At 64.0% G+C, this 16,570-nt stretch carries 14 protein-coding genes; 9 read left to right on the top strand and 5 right to left on the bottom strand.

Annotated features, from left to right (window positions below):
* Nucleotides 1-296 precede the first annotated feature (296 nt).
* The 3 genes from N0B15_RS13920 (at nt 297) to N0B15_RS13910 (ending at nt 4,052) form a co-directional block, all read left to right on the top strand.
* On the top strand, nt 297-989 hold the full coding sequence (locus N0B15_RS13920) for a helix-turn-helix domain-containing protein (protein ID WP_263020310.1): 693 nt from the start codon (nt 297-299) through the stop codon (nt 987-989).
* A gap of 659 nt (nt 990-1,648) precedes the next feature.
* Nucleotides 1,649-3,469 carry a glutamine--fructose-6-phosphate transaminase (isomerizing) gene (gene glmS / locus N0B15_RS13915; protein WP_263020309.1) on the top strand — a complete coding sequence of 607 codons (1,821 nt, stop codon included), beginning with the start codon at nt 1,649-1,651 and terminating at the stop codon, nt 3,467-3,469.
* 298 nt (nt 3,470-3,767) lie between these two features.
* Nucleotides 3,768-4,052: a HalOD1 output domain-containing protein gene (locus tag N0B15_RS13910; RefSeq protein ID WP_263020308.1), complete on the top strand. Its 285-nt coding sequence runs from the start codon at nt 3,768-3,770 to the stop codon at nt 4,050-4,052.
* Between the two features lie 84 nt (nt 4,053-4,136).
* Here the strand turns inward: N0B15_RS13910 and glmU are convergent, their stop codons facing one another.
* On the bottom strand, nt 4,137-5,327 hold the full coding sequence (gene glmU / locus N0B15_RS13905) for a bifunctional sugar-1-phosphate nucleotidylyltransferase/acetyltransferase (protein ID WP_263020307.1): 1,191 nt from the start codon (nt 5,325-5,327) through the stop codon (nt 4,137-4,139).
* 443 nt (nt 5,328-5,770) lie between these two features.
* On the opposite strand from glmU, the gene N0B15_RS13900 reads away from it, so the two are divergent.
* Nucleotides 5,771-5,980 (top strand): DUF7563 family protein, encoded by a 210-nt coding sequence (locus N0B15_RS13900; protein WP_263020306.1) that lies wholly within the window; start codon nt 5,771-5,773, stop codon nt 5,978-5,980.
* A 122-nt stretch (nt 5,981-6,102) separates the two neighbouring features.
* On the opposite strand, the gene glmM is transcribed toward N0B15_RS13900, so the two are convergent.
* A complete protein-coding gene (glmM, locus tag N0B15_RS13895; RefSeq protein WP_263020305.1) occupies nt 6,103-7,422 on the bottom strand; it encodes a phosphoglucosamine mutase in 1,320 nt (439 codons plus the stop codon).
* Nucleotides 7,423-7,650: 228 nt separating this feature from the next.
* Between glmM and N0B15_RS13890 the strand changes: the two genes are divergently transcribed.
* Together N0B15_RS13890 and N0B15_RS13885 are read left to right on the top strand one after the other, a co-directional pair.
* On the top strand, nt 7,651-7,947 hold the full coding sequence (locus N0B15_RS13890) for a PadR family transcriptional regulator (RefSeq protein WP_263020304.1): 297 nt from the start codon (nt 7,651-7,653) through the stop codon (nt 7,945-7,947).
* A 28-nt stretch (nt 7,948-7,975) separates the two neighbouring features.
* Complete coding sequence (locus N0B15_RS13885; RefSeq protein WP_263020303.1) at nt 7,976-8,221, top strand: MarR family transcriptional regulator; 246 nt, start codon at nt 7,976-7,978, stop codon at nt 8,219-8,221.
* A gap of 44 nt (nt 8,222-8,265) precedes the next feature.
* On the opposite strand, the gene N0B15_RS13880 is transcribed toward N0B15_RS13885, so the two are convergent.
* Complete coding sequence (locus N0B15_RS13880) at nt 8,266-9,276, bottom strand: lipid II:glycine glycyltransferase FemX (RefSeq protein ID WP_263020302.1); 1,011 nt, start codon at nt 9,274-9,276, stop codon at nt 8,266-8,268.
* Nucleotides 9,277-9,278: 2 nt separating this feature from the next.
* Nucleotides 9,279-10,904: an alkaline phosphatase family protein gene (locus N0B15_RS13875; RefSeq protein WP_263020301.1), complete on the bottom strand. Its 1,626-nt coding sequence runs from the start codon at nt 10,902-10,904 to the stop codon at nt 9,279-9,281.
* Nucleotides 10,905-11,127: 223 nt separating this feature from the next.
* Here N0B15_RS13875 and N0B15_RS13870 point away from each other — a divergent pair, with 223 nt between their 5' ends.
* Nucleotides 11,128-12,237, top strand: coding sequence for a DegT/DnrJ/EryC1/StrS family aminotransferase (locus N0B15_RS13870; protein ID WP_263020300.1), 1,110 nt, complete (start codon nt 11,128-11,130; stop codon nt 12,235-12,237).
* A 34-nt stretch (nt 12,238-12,271) separates the two neighbouring features.
* Here N0B15_RS13870 and N0B15_RS13865 read toward each other — a convergent pair whose 3' ends face one another.
* Nucleotides 12,272-13,978: an ATP-binding protein gene (locus N0B15_RS13865; RefSeq protein ID WP_263020299.1), complete on the bottom strand. Its 1,707-nt coding sequence runs from the start codon at nt 13,976-13,978 to the stop codon at nt 12,272-12,274.
* Nucleotides 13,979-15,333: 1,355 nt separating this feature from the next.
* Between N0B15_RS13865 and N0B15_RS13860 the strand changes: the two genes are divergently transcribed.
* Together N0B15_RS13860 and N0B15_RS13855 are read left to right on the top strand one after the other, a co-directional pair.
* Complete coding sequence (locus N0B15_RS13860) at nt 15,334-16,164, top strand: ParA family protein (RefSeq protein WP_263020298.1); 831 nt, start codon at nt 15,334-15,336, stop codon at nt 16,162-16,164.
* Nucleotides 16,154-16,555 carry a DUF7970 domain-containing protein gene (locus N0B15_RS13855; protein ID WP_263020297.1) on the top strand — a complete coding sequence of 134 codons (402 nt, stop codon included), beginning with the start codon at nt 16,154-16,156 and terminating at the stop codon, nt 16,553-16,555. Before N0B15_RS13860 ends, N0B15_RS13855 begins: the two co-directional genes overlap by 11 nt.
* The last annotated feature ends 15 nt before the right edge of the window (nt 16,556-16,570 follow it).

The following is a 16,570-nucleotide window of genomic DNA, read 5'->3' as shown; positions in this document are numbered from 1 at the left end:
CGAGATCACTCTGACGAACTCCGTCCCTCAGGTGGCAGCGACCACCTGTTCGACGCCGTTTCCGGCCGGGAAACACATCGTTTCTCTCCACTCTCGATGCCGATTTCCCTCCACACCGGTAGTCGGTTCGCCACCTCGCTCGAGAGGGGAGGTGAATACGTATAGCGTTAGTCGCTACCGGGTGTACGATCGTAGCGTACACGATCATACCTCCGGCGGAGAAACGAGCGATTAATGCAGTCGCGTGAGATAATCGATCATTATTCGACGGAGTGGCCAGTGGCGGTGATGACAACGTGAGTACCGAACTGGCTGGGTCGGACACCACACACGTCCCGTCTCGAGCGGACGGCGGGATCGTTGCCGAAGTCCTCCTCGACCACCCGGACCTCTACCTCGGACGAACGCTCCGTACCGCACCGGAGGTGACGGTCGAACCGGAGTATCGAACCACGCTCGAGTCGGGACGTCCACTCCTCTTCTGTAGCGTCTACGGGGACACCTTCGACGCGTTCGAACGCGCGCTCACGACGGACCCGACGGTCACCAGCCCCGTCCTGGTCGACCGTTATCCGAACCGTCGCGTCTATCAGGTCGAACTCTCCGACCGGGCGCTCACGTTCACCGAGCGTGTCGCCGAAGTCGGTGGCCGCGTCCTCACCGTCTCGAGTAGTTCCGACGGATGGACCGTCGGCCTTCGGTTTCCCGACCGCGATGCACTCGTCGCGTTCAATACCTTCTGTCGACAGCACGAGATCACGTTCCGGGTCAATCACCTGCGGACGGCAGACGGCGTCGACGACGGTCTGGTCGGGCTCACAGACAAACAACAGGAGTTGCTGACGGTCGCCTTCGAGGAGGGCTACTTCGACGTCCCTCGCGGCATCTCACAGCACGAACTGGCCACGCGTCTCGGTGTCTCGAAGTCCGCCGTCTCACAGCGTTTGCGCCGCGCCATCGCGGAACTCTGTGAGACGTCTCTCGCCTAGAGGGTCACTCGAGTGAAGGTCTCGGCGGGCTGTCTCCTCGGCTCGAGGCGACGAGCCAGCCTCTGCCGTTCTCGAGCGGCCTGCGTTCTCACCGAGAGTCCGTTTCCGGTGCCGTTCCACGTCGCCTCACCGAGGGTCCGTTTCCGGTGTCACTCGCGCCATCTCTGTCGGCCGGTTCCACCGGAACTCCGGTGTGTTCTTCCGTCGGTGTAAGACCTCCGTTCCCGTGGTTCGGTGGGCGTACCGTCGGCTAGGGAGTGCATTTATTCGAATGTATCCCGTTGTTGTCTTCGAATGGTCACTCTTGGTCGCTCTGCCGGCTGCGTAGTGGACATCCGTCACGCTTCTCTCGAGCGTTCGGCGTTCGCTCTCCGTCTCCACTGTCGTTTTCGACGGGTAGGGAGGCTGTCGTAGCCACATACTACGGGGTCTGTTAGTCCGTCTATAGTAATGGGCCGAGCGCGTCTGGATGAATTCATGTCCGTGTTCCGATCACCGTCATCGGCAGTGACAGTCTGGACGGGCGCATCGACCCCGCACGAGCGCTGTCACGGAGCGCTATCCTTCTCTTACCGACGTCCTCGAGCGGTGAATCCACTCGAGAGGATGGGGTGTGATCGAACGACGCGGCGCTGTCAACGCTTCCAGGTGAGTTCCTGATGTGTGGAATAATCGGCCGCGTGGGGTCCGACGATGCGATCGATACCCTGCTCACGGGACTCGAGAACCTCGAGTACCGAGGCTACGACTCCGCCGGTGTCGCCGTTCAGAACGGCTCGGGAATCAAGGTACAGAAACGCTCCGGGAAGGTCTCGGAGTTGAAAGAGACGATCGACTCGCGTTTGGCCGACGGGCAGGTCGGTATCGGACACACGCGCTGGAGTACGCACGGGCCGCCAACCGACGAGAACGCCCATCCGCACACCGATTCGACGACGGACGTCGCCGTCGTCCACAACGGTATCATCGAGAACTACGCGGAGTTGCGCTCCTGTCTCACCGCGCGCGGCCACGAGTTCACGAGCGACACCGACACCGAGGTGATCCCACACCTCATCCAGCACTATCTCGACAGCGGCTGGGACAACGAGACGGCCTTCAGGATGGCCATTTCTGAACTCGAGGGCAGTTACGCCGTCGCCGCGATGCTCTCGGGAGAGCACGTTCTCTACGCGGCGCGAAAGGGGTCGCCGCTCGTCGTCGGCGTCGACGAGGGGACCGACGGCTACTTCATCGCCAGCGACGTCCCCGCGTTCCTCGAGTTCACCGACACCGTCACCTACCTCGAAGACGGCGACGTGGTCGTGGTCAGACCGAACGGCGTCGAGATCACCGATCTCGAAGGCCGGGACGTCTCTCGCGACCTCGAGACGGTCGACTGGGACCCCGAGCAGGCTGGCAAGGGATCGTTCGACCACTACATGCTCAAGGAGATTTTCGAACAGCCGACGTCGCTCACCCAGACCATCGAGGGGCGAATCGGCCGGTCGGCGAGCGAGATCACACTCGAAGACTTCCCTCCGGGGTCGTTCACGGACGTCGACCGCGTCCTGTTCGTCGCCTGTGGGACTTCGTACCACGCGGGTGTCTACGGCGCGCTCGCGTTGAACCAGGCGGGCGTGCACGCACAGGCGTTGCTGGCGAACGAGTACAGCGTCGCTGCGCCGCCGGTCGACGGTCGGACGCTCGTCGTGGCGGTCACCCAGAGCGGTGAGACGGCGGACACCCTCGGCGCGCTGCGTCGGGCGAACGAAGCGGGGGCGCGGACGGTCACGGTGACGAACGTCGTCGGCTCGACGGCCGTCCGTGAAGCCGACGAGTCACTACTCATCCGTGCGGGTCCCGAGATCGGTGTCGCCGCGACCAAGACCTTCTCGTCGCAGGCGGTCGTCCTCACGTTGCTGGGACAGCGGATCGCAGCGGACGTCACCGGTGACCCGAGCGCGGATCTCGACTCGTTCCTGCCGTCGCTCTCGAACCTGCCCGACCACGTCGAGTACGTCCTCGAGGAGAGCGATGCGGAGCGTATCGCTCGCCGGTACCGCGAGAGTCCGTCGTACTTCTTCATCGGACGCGGTCTCGGCTACCCGGTCGCGCTCGAGGGTGCGTTGAAGTTCAAGGAGATCACCTACGAACACGCGGAAGGGTTCGCCTCCGGTGAGCTGAAACACGGCCCGCTCGCGCTCGTCACACCCGAGACGCCGGTCTTCGCGGTGTTCACCGGCGAGGAAGACGAACAGACGCTGAAGAACGCAGCCGAGGCGGGCACCCGCGGCGCACCGATCGTCGCCGTCTGTCCGGACGGGCACCCGGCGCTCGAGACCGCCGACGCCCACCTCGAGATCCCCGACCTCGATCCGACGCTGGCGGGTCTCGTCGCGAACGTCCAGCTCCAGCTGGTGTCGTACTACGCTGCCGACGCGCTCGGCCGTCCGATCGACAAGCCGCGAAATCTGGCGAAGAGCGTCACGGTCGAGTAGTGCGGCCTAACACTGGCCGTCTCGAGCGCTGCCGCGTACCAGTGTTGCCACGGGTTCGAGGCTGCTGTGACACCACTGTTGTCACTGGTTCGAGCGCTATCGTGACTCTTGCCAGCATTACCACCGTTTCGGACGCTGTCGTCCCCTCTGTCAGCCACCAGGCCGTCTCCTTCACCGCTCCCGTGACAGTCGCCGTGTGTGTTCAACGGCTCCTATCCCGCGTTATCAACCCGCTTTCCAGCGATCGTCTCAGTGGACGATCACCTGGATTTATGTAGTGCGTCGTGACACGGAGGATATGGGATCGGGGGTTCCACTCAGTATTCAGGTCGTCAAGCGAGTTGCAGAACACGAGGGTGTCGATCCGACGGCGCTCACGCCACCGCTACACGCCGCCATCGACACCGACGCGCTCGACATGCTCTTTCGTCGAGAGCACGTCTCGAGTGAGAGTGAGACGACGGTCGAGTTCACCTACAGAGACCACCTCGTTCGGGTCACTGGTGACGGAGCGATCAGCGTCGACGGCTCGAGCGGCGTCGGGACGACCGCGACACGGGTCGGCGATTCACTCGACAACTGAGGCTGAGCGTCGACGCTGACGCCGCCAACAGTGCCCACGGCTAGTCAGCCGAGCAGTCGTGGCCGGTCAGTCGACCGATCTCTATCAGTCAGTCGAGCGGTCGCGGTCGACGGTTTCGCCGGGGTACGTCTTCGTTTCCGTCCCCAGCGTGACGCCCGGTGTGAGACTCGAGTTGATCCCGGTTTTGGCGCCGTCGCCGACGACGACGCCAAACTTTCGTCGTCCGGTCGACACGCGCTCGCCTTTCACCGTCAACTTCACGGGTTCGCCGTCGTGACGGAGGTTGGCGACTGTCGTTCCCGCACCGAAGTTGACGTGCCGACCGAGGACGCTATCGCCGACGTACGAGAGGTGACCGACGCTCGCCCCGGCCGAGAGGACGCTGTTTTTCACTTCGACGGCGTGGCCGACCTTCGCGCCTTCGCCGACGAGCGTCGCCCCCCGAACGTAGGCGTTCGGCCCGACCGTCGCACCCGAACGCACTAACACCGGTCCCTCGAGTACGACACCCGCTTTCACCGTCGCGCCCGCTTCGACGACCACGGCTCCCTCCAGGTGGGCGTCTTCGCTCACGTCGCCGTCGACGCGTCGCTCGAGTTCGGCGAGTTTCCACTCGTTGGCCTCGAGCAGTTCCCAGGGTCTGCCGACGTCCATCCAGCGGTTCATACTGACCGGCGTGACGGCGTAGGCGTCGATCACGCGCGCGAGGACGTCGGTAATCTCGTGTTCGCCACGCTCGCTCTCGGGGACCTCGAGCCACTCCCGTGCGGCTTCGGGAAAGGCGTAGGCCCCGCCGTTTGCGAGGGTACTCTGTGGGTTCGTCGGCTTCTCGACGATTTCGGTGACGGTGCCGTCTTCGGTGCTGAGAACGCCGTAGTTGCGCGGATCGTCGACCTCGAAGGCGCAGACGGCGGGACACTCCGCGAACAGCCGTGAGATCGCACTCGAATCGTAGAGGTTGTCCCCGTTCAGGACGGCGAACGGCCCGTCGATGTGCTCACGTGCCGCTTCGACCGCGTGTGCCGTACCGGCTTGTTCGTGTTGGACCTCGTACTCGACCGGCACGCCGCGATAGCGCTCTCCGAAGTACTCGCGGACGGTCTCTGCTTCGTACCCGACCACGAGTACGAGTTTCTCGGTTCCGGCGTCCACCGCTGCGTCGACGGTGTGACAGAGCAGCGGTCGGTCTGCCACTGGTAGCATCGGTTTCGGGAGCGTATCGGCGAGCGGTCGCATTCGAGTCCCTTGCCCCGCTGCGAGAATCACGGCGATCATCGATACCCGTACGGTGTCCGATGGGACGCATAATTATACGTCTATTACCACGCCGTCTGCCGGGCCGTCGAAGGTGTCTGAGCGGTCGCCTGCACCCACCGATTCGGCCCCCGCCGCGAATGCACACCGTTCGTTCCCTCCTGGACGCCCTCTCAGTGGGTGTCCAGCCCGCCGATCGACTCACTCGAGGGACCTTCGGCGTGACGTTCGTTTCGTCCGCCCCCCCGTCGGATCTCCGAACTCTCTCAGGAGCGTGAAATCCACCGTGGAAACACAATATTACTCTCCATAAATCTGGTATTGTTCGGGTTGTAGGCCGTGACTGTGCGATATTCGAGAGTATCACGTTCGGCTGGGCTATCGGATTTTCGCTCGAGGTAACGGTCGCTCTGACGGTGTTATGCGACGTATAGTAAATACCCTCGTGTCTCTATTCGTTGGTGATGTCGACGGAACCATCCGATACGAAGTGGACGCCGATGACTACCTCGCGACAGACGACGTCGCCTCGGTGTGTAACCTGTGGAAACCAAGTGACTCGACAGTTCGCACGCGTGTTCGGCGACAACCGGGACGTCGTTCACGCCTGTCCCGACTGTTCGACGTATCGGGAGATGAAGACGTCCGATTACATTCCAAAAGAAGTTCGGTGAGCACGAGACGCGAGTGCGGTCTCGAACTGACGTCGGGGGTTCCGGGGCGGTCCGAACCGGTCGGGTCTGCAGCTACACAGTCTGTCTACTTCTCAGCGGCCACATCCCGAGCGTAGCGTGTTTCAGTCGCTCACGGCGTCGTCGACGATCGCCGTCGCCTCGGCAGTGAGTTCTTCCGCTCTACTGGTCGCTCGTGCCTCTGCGCTGACACGAACGACCGGTTCCGTGCCGCTCGCTCGCAGGAGGAACCACCCGTCTCCGGTGTCGACGCGAACCCCGTCGAGCGTGTCGACGCGTTCGTACTCGGCGAGCACCTGGGCTTCGATCCGCTCGACGACGGTCTCGGGGTCGTCGACGCGAACCGACCGCCGTCGGATCGGGTACGTCTCGACTCCCGCTGCCTGTGTCGAGAGCGGCCCGTGTGTTTCGATCGACTCGATGAGTTTGCAGGCGGCGAGCGGGCCGTCCGGACAGAGTGTCTCGTCCGGCCAGATCCAGGCACCGCTCGGTTCCCCGCCGAAGACGACGTCTGGCTCGGTCGCTCGCTCGGCCACGTAGACGTCACCTACCTTCGTCCGCGTGAGCGACGCACCGATCGCCGTCAATGCGTCTTCGACGGCCAGGCTGGTGTCGACCGGTGCGGCCACCCGTTCGCCCTCGAGTGCCGATCCGCGAGCGAACAGCGCGAGCAACACGTCTTTCGGGACGAACGACCCGGTCTCGTCGACGGCGACCATCCGGTCTGCATCGCCGTCGTGGGCGATGCCGACGACGGCGTTCGTTCGTTCGACGACGGCCATGAGCGCACCGAGCGTCTCTTCGTTCGGCTCACTCGGCCGTCCCGGAAAGCTCCCGTCAGGCTGGCCGTTCAGCGTCAGGACGTCACACCCGAGCGAGGAGAGGACGCTCGCCGTGATCGCCCCGGTCCCGTTTCCGACGTCGACCACGACGCTCGGCTCGGTCTCGAGCGACACCGAGCGGCGGAGCGCCTCGAGATGGCGGTCGGCAGCGTGTTCGTCGCGCTCGAGCGAGCCGAGGTCGTTCCAGGTGCGGAGGTCGTAGTCGTCGGCGTCGATGCGCGCTTCGATCGCCCGGCGTTCGTCCAGCCCGAACGCTTTCCCGGAGGGGAGCCAGAGCTTGATGCCGTTGTCGGCTGCGGGATTGTGTGAGGCGGTGATCACCACGCCGGCGTCGGCCTCGAGCGGAGCGACGTTCCGTGCGAGCGTCGGCGTCGAGACGACGCCCACGTCGACTACGTCCGCTCCACACTCTCTGAGCCCAGCGGTGAGTGCGTCGCGAAGGATTCGGCCGCTCTCTCTGACGTCACGGCCGACGACGACCCGTTCGTACCCGCTCGAGGCCAGTGCTCGTCCGACGGCGAGTGCGAGTGCTCCCGTCACCTCCTCGCCGATGGTTCCGCGTATGCCGCTCGTCCCGAACATGCCTCCCGCTGCACCGACGGTCCCTTTTATTATGATCACGTTACGATCGGCGCCCCGCCGGTCCGTACCCACTTCCGGATCGCCGCCATCCACTACCCCGAACCGTGAGCAGAATTACAAATCTTTCGGAAATTACCTAAACAAATTGGTTTAGTGTGATCCTATATTTCTAAACGATCGCTAGTGTACTTATATACGGAGGTTGTAGCCGTCTGAGAGGAGATTCGAGTGCACGATCTAACAGGTTTCCAGCGCGATTTAATGTTCGTCATTGCAGGAATGGACTCGCCGAACGGCCAGGAGATCAAACAGGAGCTCGAGACGTCACAGAGCCGTGAGATCCTCCATGGGCGGCTGTACGCGAACCTCGATACGCTCGTCGACGAGGGACTCGTCTCGAAGGGCGAACTCGACGGGCGGACCAACCGCTACAGCATCACCGAGCGGGGCAAGGAAGCGATCGCTGCCCGGTACGACTGGCAGAGCGAGTACGTCTCGCCCGACGTCCCGCTCGCGAAACTGTAGTCCGGATCCGACCAACGCCCCACATCACATGAGTGCAACCGACACCAACACCGACCTGAATCCAGACGTATCCGATCTGTCCCCGAGCGCCAAGCTGGTCTACAAAGTCCTCGAGTACGAGGGCAACCTCACTCAGGAGGAGATTGCCTCCGAGTCACGGCTGTGCCCACGTACCGTCCGCTACGCTCTCGGAAAGCTCGAAGACCAGGGCCTGGTTACGAGCCGCGTCCACCTCCGGGACGCTCGCCAGTCCGTCTACAAGTTAGTTAGCTGACTACAACGTTCGCTTCCGAGTCACCGTCGGCTCGAGCGACCCGATCACACGTGTTTTTGATAGCGATCGATCAGCAGGTCGAGTCCGAACGTTCCGTCCGTGATCGTGTAGTTCGTCTCGAGTCTCGGGTTGAACTTCGCCTTGTACCGGTTGATGCTCGGGACGCCCGCTCCGACGAGGTCGTAGCGCTCGAGACCGTCTCTGAGACCGTCTCGCATGACGTGCCAGTCGAGAACGTCGTTGATCGAGAGGTCGATGTTCGCGTCCGGTTTGACCCCACCCTGCCAGCGGTAGCGCGTCGTGTCCGATTCGGCGACCAGAATACCGCCGACGAACTCGCCGTCGATCCGGCAGGTGTACGGACGAATCGCGCCCGCCGGCACGGCGTCGTAGATGGCCCGGGCGTACGTCGGCGTGAGCTGAAACGGTCGGCCCTGGCTCTCGTAGCGCGCCGCTACCTGTTCGACGATCGCCTCGACGTCGTCGCCGTCTCCTTCGACGATCTCGTAGCGTTGCTCGTCGGCGTTCCGGACGTTGCTCCGTGCGTCGCTACTGAACCGATCCAGGAGTTCGTCTTCCTCACGCTCGAGGTCGACGACGTATGTGTACCCCGGTGTCGCTTCGAAGTCGTTCCAGACGAATGGACGGACGTCCTCGAACTCGCCGGTGACGTACTTCTGGTAGTGTGGCGAGAGTTCCGCCTCGATCCACTCGAGACTGCCCTCGATGAAGCGGTTGGTTCGCCGGTCGACCTTCCGCTGTTTGAGTCCGCCGACCGTCACCAGCGCCGGACCGAGGTAACACGACCACGAGTACGGCGCGGGTGAGAACGCGCCCGTGATCGGTCCCTTCCGGTACTCGAAGACCGGAAACAGCCCGACCGGCTCCTGTCCCTTGAACCCGACGAGGAGGTGGACAGTCGTCCCGGTCTCTCTCGCCTGTACCGCGAGCGCTTCGGCGCGGTAGAACGGGTTCGTCGCGCTCGCTCGTTCGACGTATCGGTTCCACTCGGCCGCGTCGTCGCGAACGTCCAGTGTCGTGACGTCGATGCTCATGCTTAGAGGTAACCGAGATCCGAGAGCCGGTCTTCGACGCTCGCGTCGTCGGTCGCAACGGGAGCGACACCCTCGTAGGCCGGATACGACTGCTCGCTCGTCGCGTCCGTAACCGGGAGGACAGCACCATCCATCTCGGCGTCGATCGGGACGTCGAACAGCGCACAGACCGTCGGCGCGACGTCGAAGATGGTCGCACCCGAAAGCGACGCGTCCCCGTCGATGTCCGCACCCGTCGCTGCGATCACGCCCGTTCGCTCGTGGTTCCAGGGCTCGACCGGTTCACCGAAAACCGCTCCCAGGAGGTCCTGTGAGAGCGCGTTGTCGAACCCCGCCGGAACCGTCAGGATGTCTGGCCCTCGCTCGAGGTACGGCCCATCGAAGTAGGTCTCGCGGGGTTCGACCGCCTCGAACACCGGCTCCCCGTCGGGTGTCTGCACCTCGCGCAGCGCCGCGATCAGGTCGTCTCGAACCGCCTCGTACTCGTCGGCTGGCACCGTCCCGTTCGGCTCCCGGCCCTCGAGGTTGATCCGGACGCCGAGTTCGCTCTTCGAGCGGACGTAGGCCCTCGACTCCGGAAACGCCACCTGCTCGCTGGCCGCCCGGATCAGATCGCTCGGGACTCGCTCTCCGATCGGCTCTTTCAACCCAACGTGGTCCAGCGTGTCCGCCACCCGCTGGGTGGTGATTCCCACTTTCGCCGCAACCTCCATCGCCCGCTCGAGCGCGCTCTGGGTGTGCTCACTCGCCTCTTCGCCCTCGAGTAAGTCGTTCTGCCACGCCCGCGACCAGGTCGGCATTCCCTCGCCGCCGCTCTGGACGCGCACGTCTCCTCGCTCTTTGAGGAACTCGTTCGCGCGGAACTCGACGCCTTCGACCCGTCCGATTCCGTGGTCGCTCACGACGAGGACGTTTCGCGGCTCGAAGCGTTCGAGCGTCCGCTCGAGTTGCTGATCGACCGCCCGGTACACCGCGCGGATCGCCCTGGCGTCTCCGGGCCGTTCGTGAAAGACCGAGTCGGTCTGCTGGAACTGGACGAACCCGAACGCCGGTTCGAAGCGCTCGAGGAGGTATCGGAACGCCGCTCCACGGTACTCGATGGTCCGCTCGTAGCCAGCGATCGACTCGTCGGGATCGGGACCGCTCTGCGGATAGACCTGGTAGCCGCCGCAGGCGTCTTCGATCTCGTCGAGGATTCCGTCGGGGTGACAGGACGGGTTCTCGGGGGCCGTCATCCCCGGAATCAGCGCCCCGTCGAACGGCCGCGCCGGGTGGGTGACCGGTACGTTGACGACCACGCTCGAGTGGCCGTGCTCGCTCAACAGTTCCCAGATCGGACGCGCTTCGACGTGGGTCGCGTTCACCACGTCCCAGTCGTAGCCCTCGAAGGTGAGAAAGTCGAACACGCCGTGTTTTCCGGGATTCTTCCCCGTGTAGATCGACGGCCACGCGCTCGCCGTCCAGGGTGGGATCTGTGACTCGAGCGGCCCGCTCGCACCGCTTCTGACGAGCGACTCGAGGGTCGGTATCTCACCGCGTTCGAACAGGGGCTCGAGGACTGGCAAACACGCTGCATCGAGTCCGACGACGAGGAGGTGCGGGGAAGACGCGCCGCCTGTGCGCTTCATGGTGTGTCTCTGTCGCGAGATGGGCTTTGTTATGCGAGGGCTGGGTCTCCTGTAAGCGCCGACTTCACCGCTCGAAGCTCCGCTTTCGACGGCGCGAGTCCTGCGCTAAGCTCCCCCTTCTCGCGTGTGTACCCAGTACGCGCCCCAACACTAAGCCCTCGTACGTCACACCCTCTCCCATGCTCGAATCGCCGTCGACCACCCCTCGTTCACGACCGGACCGATGATCAGTGGTTCACCCTCGCTGTTTACCTGGTCGCTCTCCGAGCCACGCCCCGTCGGTCTCACCTCGTTCCTCCGCCAGCGGGCCGATGCCCTCTGGTTCTACGGCTCCAGCAAGGCCGCGCTCCGCGACGTCCTGCCCGCACTCGCCGCGCCCGGTGAGACCATCCTCGTTCCGTCGTACCTTCCCGACGCCGTCGTCGAACCGGTCGAGGAACTGGGTCTCGAGACGCGCTACTACGCGATCGAACCCGACCTCTCGCCGGACCTCGCCGACCTCGAGCGCCGGCTCGACGACCGAACCGCCGCCGTGGTCTCGGTGAACTACTTCGGCTTCCCGCAGCCAGGTCTCGAGGCGACACTCGACCTCGCCGAGGAGTACGACTGTTACCACGTCGACGACAACGCCCACGGTGCGTTGAGCGTCGACGACGGTACCCTCCTCGGTACGCGCGGACACGTCGGCGTCGCGAGCCTCTGGAAACTCCTCCCGATTCCGAACGGGGCGGTGCTCTACGTCTCCGACGAGGCGGTCCGCCGGCGCTTCACACCCTCGCCGCTGGCGACCCCTCGAGCGGGCTTCGACACCGAGGACTACCGCTTCGTGATGAAGTCACTCGCCGTCGACGTTCTCAGTACACACACCGCGGTCAAACAGTCCATCGGTGCGCTCGTCTCCCGTCGCGGAGGTGGTGTCGCAGACCCGAGAACCCGCTACGAGGCGTCGAAGGAACCCCTGTCGAAACTCTCCGAGCGAATTCTCGAGGACGCCGACCCGGCCGTCATCCGCAGCGCACGCCGGGAGAACTACCGCGCCTGGCGTCGCGCACTCCGTGACCGCTCGGACGTCGACCTCCTCTTTCCCGACCTCGCCGACGGCATCTGCCCGCAGGTCTGTCCCGTCCGCGCGACTCGACCCGCCCGCTTCCGCCGGGAACTCGAGCGCTGTGACGTCGGCGGCGTCCACACCTGGCCGCGACTCGCCCCCGCCGTGCTCACCGACTCGACGTACGAAACGGCGCGCACGCTCTCCGAGTCAGTCCTCACGTTGCCAGTTCACCAGCACATCGACGCCGCACAGATCGACGCAGTTGGCCGGTGTCTGCGTTAGCGGTCTCCTCTCCTCTCCTCTCCTCTCCTCTCCGTCACTTCGTCGCCGAACCCACTCCACCGACGCCCGGCGCACTCGAGAGCACCGCGATGATGTCGTCGTGGACCGCGTACGCGCCGCCGTCGGTGCGGTGGAGTACCGTCTCCGTCCGCAGCTCGGAGACGAGACTCTGGACGGCCACCGTCGAGCGCTCGAGACGGTCGGCGAGCGCCTCCGTTCGGAGCGGTCCCTCCCTGAGCAAGATGGCGACCGCTCGGCGCGCGGTCTCCTCACGGCACCGGGAGTTGTCACACGCGCGCTCGAGGCGGTCGTGGACGGCCGGCATGGTGAGCAACTCGTCGAGTTCGTCGGCGTCGCTCGCGACGAGCAGGTCGGTCGCGACCTCGCGCGCGTCGTCGTCCTCCCAGTCGACCGGTGTGTAGCCGTAGAGCCGTTCGTCCTCGCCGACCAGAATCGGCGTCTCCCCGTCGTCTTCGTCGGCCGCCGCTGGTTCGTCGTCTCCCTCGTCCGCTTCCATCTCGACCGAGCGCTCGAGGCGGTGCTCGAGTCCGTGAACCCGTCGACGAAGCGTCTCGTTTTCGTCCTCGAGTTCCTCGATTCGCCGGTCTTTCTCCGTGAGTCGTACCTGGAGATCGGTGCGTTTCGATTCGATCTCGACCAGTTCCTCGTGCAGCCGTCGGAGTTCGTCGCTCGAGGCTGGTAGCTCCGCCTGTACCGTCTCCGGGCGACTCAGCGCATCGGCCATCTGGCGGGCGGCCTCCGAGACGTCGCGCGCGGAGGCGAGTTCGCCCTCGAGCGATTCGATTCGCTCCTCGCGCTGTTCGACGCGTCGCTCGAGTTTCTCGATGCGGTCTTCCTCGCGCTGTTTCCGCTCGGTGATGTGCTGGAGGTCGCCGACCAGCGCCTCGGAGACCGATTTCAGCTCCGGCCGTTCGAAGTCGTCGAGTCCCGGCGTGGCACCGGCGTCGAAGGTTCGCTTTCGCCTGAACTGGATCTTTCTGACGCCGACGTCCGTCCAGTCGGTCTGGATGAACGCCTGGCCGTCGCCGAGTTCGGAGACGAGTTCGGCGTACTCGGTGTCGATGATCCGCCCGACGACGTTCGTATCGTTCTCCCAGGTGAGGCGGTGCCAGACGAGCCAGTTCGCCTGTGTGATGAAGTCCTTCTTCACGTCGGCGGGGCGCTGGCTGATGCCGAGGATACCGAGACCGTGTTTCCGCCCGCGTTTGCCGATCTTGATCAACATCTTGCCGGTCTCGCCGACGCCACCGCCCTCGGGGATGTACTCGTGGACCTCCTCGACGACGAGCAAGAACGGCTTCTTGAGTTTCTTCTCCTTGACGAACAGCTGTCGGGCGGTCTCGCGTAAGAGTTCGTCTGCGACCTCCTCGTCCAGATAGCCGGAGACGTCGAGGATGACGGGGACGTTCTCCTCGAGTGCGAGCGAGGCCATCTGCTCTGCGTGCTCGGGACCGATCTGGATGTCACACTCTTCGTCCGCGCCCGCGTGGAGCATCTCGTACTCCTCTTTCAGCCCGTAGTACTCTCCGTCGGTGTCGACGACGAGCAGCGGATAGCCCGCCTCGAGGAGTTCTTCGGCGATCACCGAAGCGGTGTTCGACTTCCCGCTGCCGGACTTCCCAGTGACGAAGCCACGTCCGGTCAGCAACTGGACGACCGGCAGCGTCACGTCGATGCCGTGGGAAGTCTCGCCGACGACGATTTCACGGTGTTCACTCACGTGCGTCTCACCTCGGCTGCTCGAGAGGTAACCATTACATTACACTACTAGTCCCACCCCTTCAATATTCGTGACAGCAAACGGCTACGAACCGCCGTTCTCTGGGACGGGTGTCTCGAGCGGATGTGGTAGCTGGCCCGCACGTGCATTGCACCTGGACCGCGTGTACATTCCACCACGTGCAGACGGTATACACTGTGTACACTGTGCACACTGTCTCAACCGCCTAAACTGTCGAAACGCCATTGCCGAACCGCCGCTTCGTTCTCCACACACGGACCAACCGTGCACACGTCCCACGCGGTCCACACTTTGTACACTTCGCGCACTTCTTGTAAATCGCACACATCCTACACGGTGTACACTCTGCTCACTGCGTGCACTTCCCGAACACCCTCAATCCCACACACTGTCTGGACGGTTCTCCCCGCTCTGGCTGTGTACACTTCCCACACAGTGTAAACCGTCTACACTGTGGGGGGGGGGGGGTGCTCGAGCTGTGTGCGCTACTACCGAATGTGGCTGTTCTCGCTCGAGCACTGCTCGACGTTGCTGTCCACACGGCGCGCGAAGCTCACACAGTTCACACCGTCCCAACCGTCCACACTGTCTCAACGGTCCGCCCTGTCTACACTCCTTGTGCCGTCTGCACCGCTCGCACCGCCTCAGATGCGCTGACCGTCTGGACGCCCTCCACATTCTCTCACCTCGCATCTCTCACCGCCTACACAGTCTACACCGTTCACACAGTCCAGACCCTCTCAACCGCCCGCACTGTGTTGGACGTCTGAACAGTTCCGCCACTGTTAAGTCGTGTGCGTGAATGAGTTCGCCTGGAATTCGCCGTCGAATCCACTCGAGCACACAAAACCGTCCACACTGTGTACAATGTCTCGTAGATACCGTCGACCCTGGTGCCAGCTGGTTGCCGACTCCGCTACTGCACTGTTCACACTGTGTGCGCTGTGTACACTGTGTACGCTGTCTGGACTGTACACCGCTCGTACGCGGTCCGCACGTCGCGCACGGCGCATACCGTCGATGCGTGCTTCCCTTCTCACGCTGTTCGAACAGCCACCACGGCGCGCACTTCTCAGACCGTATGAACGCCTTGCACATTCCCCACGGTGTACACCTCGTCGACCGTTCGCGCTGCCTGCACAGTTCTCACCGTTTTTCCTCTCCACCTCTGACAGCCAGGTGGCCCGTGAACCTACCAGTGGGCGGCCTGCACAGTCCCGACGTTCACCACCGTCCACACTTTTCACACTGTCTGAACAGTGTAGACGTTCCACACCGTGTGTGACGGGATCGTCCACTCGAGTCGACCCGCGGCGAACGACCGCTCACAACCCATGACAACAGCACGTGCCGTCAGCGTTGCCTTACAGAAAGGCGGCGTTGGCAAGACGACCCTCGCGATCAACCTCGCCGAACGCCTCGCCAACCGCGGCCACGACGTCTTGCTCGTCGACCTGGACCAGCAGGGGAACGCGACCGAAGGCGTCGGTCTCGCCGACGCCTACCGGAGTGATACGCACCTCGGTCACATTCTGGACGACAACAGTGATGTGACGGCGGGAGACGTAATCCGGTCGGCCGACTCCTTCGACGTCCTCCCGGCCAACCAGGACTTAGATAGCGTCGAGAACAGTATTCGGAGCGCCACCTTCGGTGAGCTCTGGATCCGAAACGAGATCGTCGACCCGCTGCTCGAGGACGCCTACGACTTCGTCGTCGTCGACTCGCCGCCGAACCTCGGGCCGCTCGCCGACGCCTCGCTCATTTCGACCCAGCACGTCATCGTGCCGTTGCGGATGAGCGAGCCGAGCGTCAGCGGCTTCGAGCGGATGTACACCCAGCAGATCCTGCCGATCCGCAAGGAGATCGACCTCGAGATTCTCGCCATCGTCCCCAACTCGCTGGCTGGTGACAACGAGGAGAAGCGGATCATCGGCGACCTCGAAACGTCCGAGTTCGGCCAGTTTCTCCCGTCGTTCGCCCGCTCTGCGCACTTCGACGACCCCGACTCGCCGGGACCGGGTCTGCGCGAGCGCATCGCCTTCCGCCGTGCCTGGCGCGAGGGTGTCCCGCTCGCGGTCCACGACCCCGAGAGCGACATGCTCGAGCGACTCGACGAACTCGCAGCCATCGTCGAACGAGGAGGTGTCGACGATGCCCGATGACAACCGGTTTGCGGGCCTGAGCGAGGCCGTCGACGACGAACCAGCGGACGAAGAGCCAGCGTCGGCAGCCGTCGAGTACGACGAGACGGACGCACCCGAGTCTTCGACCGAAGCTGATACTGACGGTGCGAGTTCGGAACCGGAGACCGAACCCGAACCGTCTGACCCCTCGGCGTTCGCTTTCGACGAGACGACGAAGAAGACGGTCTACGTCCGCCAGGAGACCCTCGACGCACTCGAGGACGCGCGCGTGCTCGTCGACGCACAGCTGCGGACCAACCACGACGTGCGAGACCTCACTGGTCGGGAGTTCTACGACGCTGTATTCCGGCTGGCCGCCGCGGATACCGACGGACTCGTCGAGGAGATCCGAACCGAGCGCGACGACTGATCCGTGGGAGACGAT

The organism is Natronobiforma cellulositropha, assembly GCF_025629245.1.
GTDB classification, from domain to species: domain Archaea; phylum Halobacteriota; class Halobacteria; order Halobacteriales; family Natrialbaceae; genus Natronobiforma; species Natronobiforma cellulositropha.
The sequence above is the reverse complement of the archived record's forward strand: the minus strand, read 5'-3'. Positions and strand labels throughout refer to the sequence as shown.

Coding starts and splice junctions, on each gene's coding strand:
- glmS (WP_263020309.1), top strand. CDS start 1,649: ATGTGTGGAATAATCGGCCGCGTGGGGTCCGACGATGCGATCGATACC.
- N0B15_RS13910 (WP_263020308.1), top strand. CDS start 3,768: ATGGGATCGGGGGTTCCACTCAGTATTCAGGTCGTCAAGCGAGTTGCA.
- glmU (WP_263020307.1), bottom strand. CDS start 5,327: ATGATCGCCGTGATTCTCGCAGCGGGGCAAGGGACTCGAATGCGACCG.
- N0B15_RS13900 (WP_263020306.1), top strand. CDS start 5,771: ATGTCGACGGAACCATCCGATACGAAGTGGACGCCGATGACTACCTCG.
- glmM (WP_263020305.1), bottom strand. CDS start 7,422: ATGTTCGGGACGAGCGGCATACGCGGAACCATCGGCGAGGAGGTGACG.
- N0B15_RS13885 (WP_263020303.1), top strand. CDS start 7,976: ATGAGTGCAACCGACACCAACACCGACCTGAATCCAGACGTATCCGAT.
- N0B15_RS13880 (WP_263020302.1), bottom strand. CDS start 9,276: ATGAGCATCGACGTCACGACACTGGACGTTCGCGACGACGCGGCCGAG.
- N0B15_RS13875 (WP_263020301.1), bottom strand. CDS start 10,904: ATGAAGCGCACAGGCGGCGCGTCTTCCCCGCACCTCCTCGTCGTCGGA.
- N0B15_RS13870 (WP_263020300.1), top strand. CDS start 11,128: ATGATCAGTGGTTCACCCTCGCTGTTTACCTGGTCGCTCTCCGAGCCA.
- N0B15_RS13860 (WP_263020298.1), top strand. CDS start 15,334: ATGACAACAGCACGTGCCGTCAGCGTTGCCTTACAGAAAGGCGGCGTT.
- N0B15_RS13855 (WP_263020297.1), top strand. CDS start 16,154: ATGCCCGATGACAACCGGTTTGCGGGCCTGAGCGAGGCCGTCGACGAC.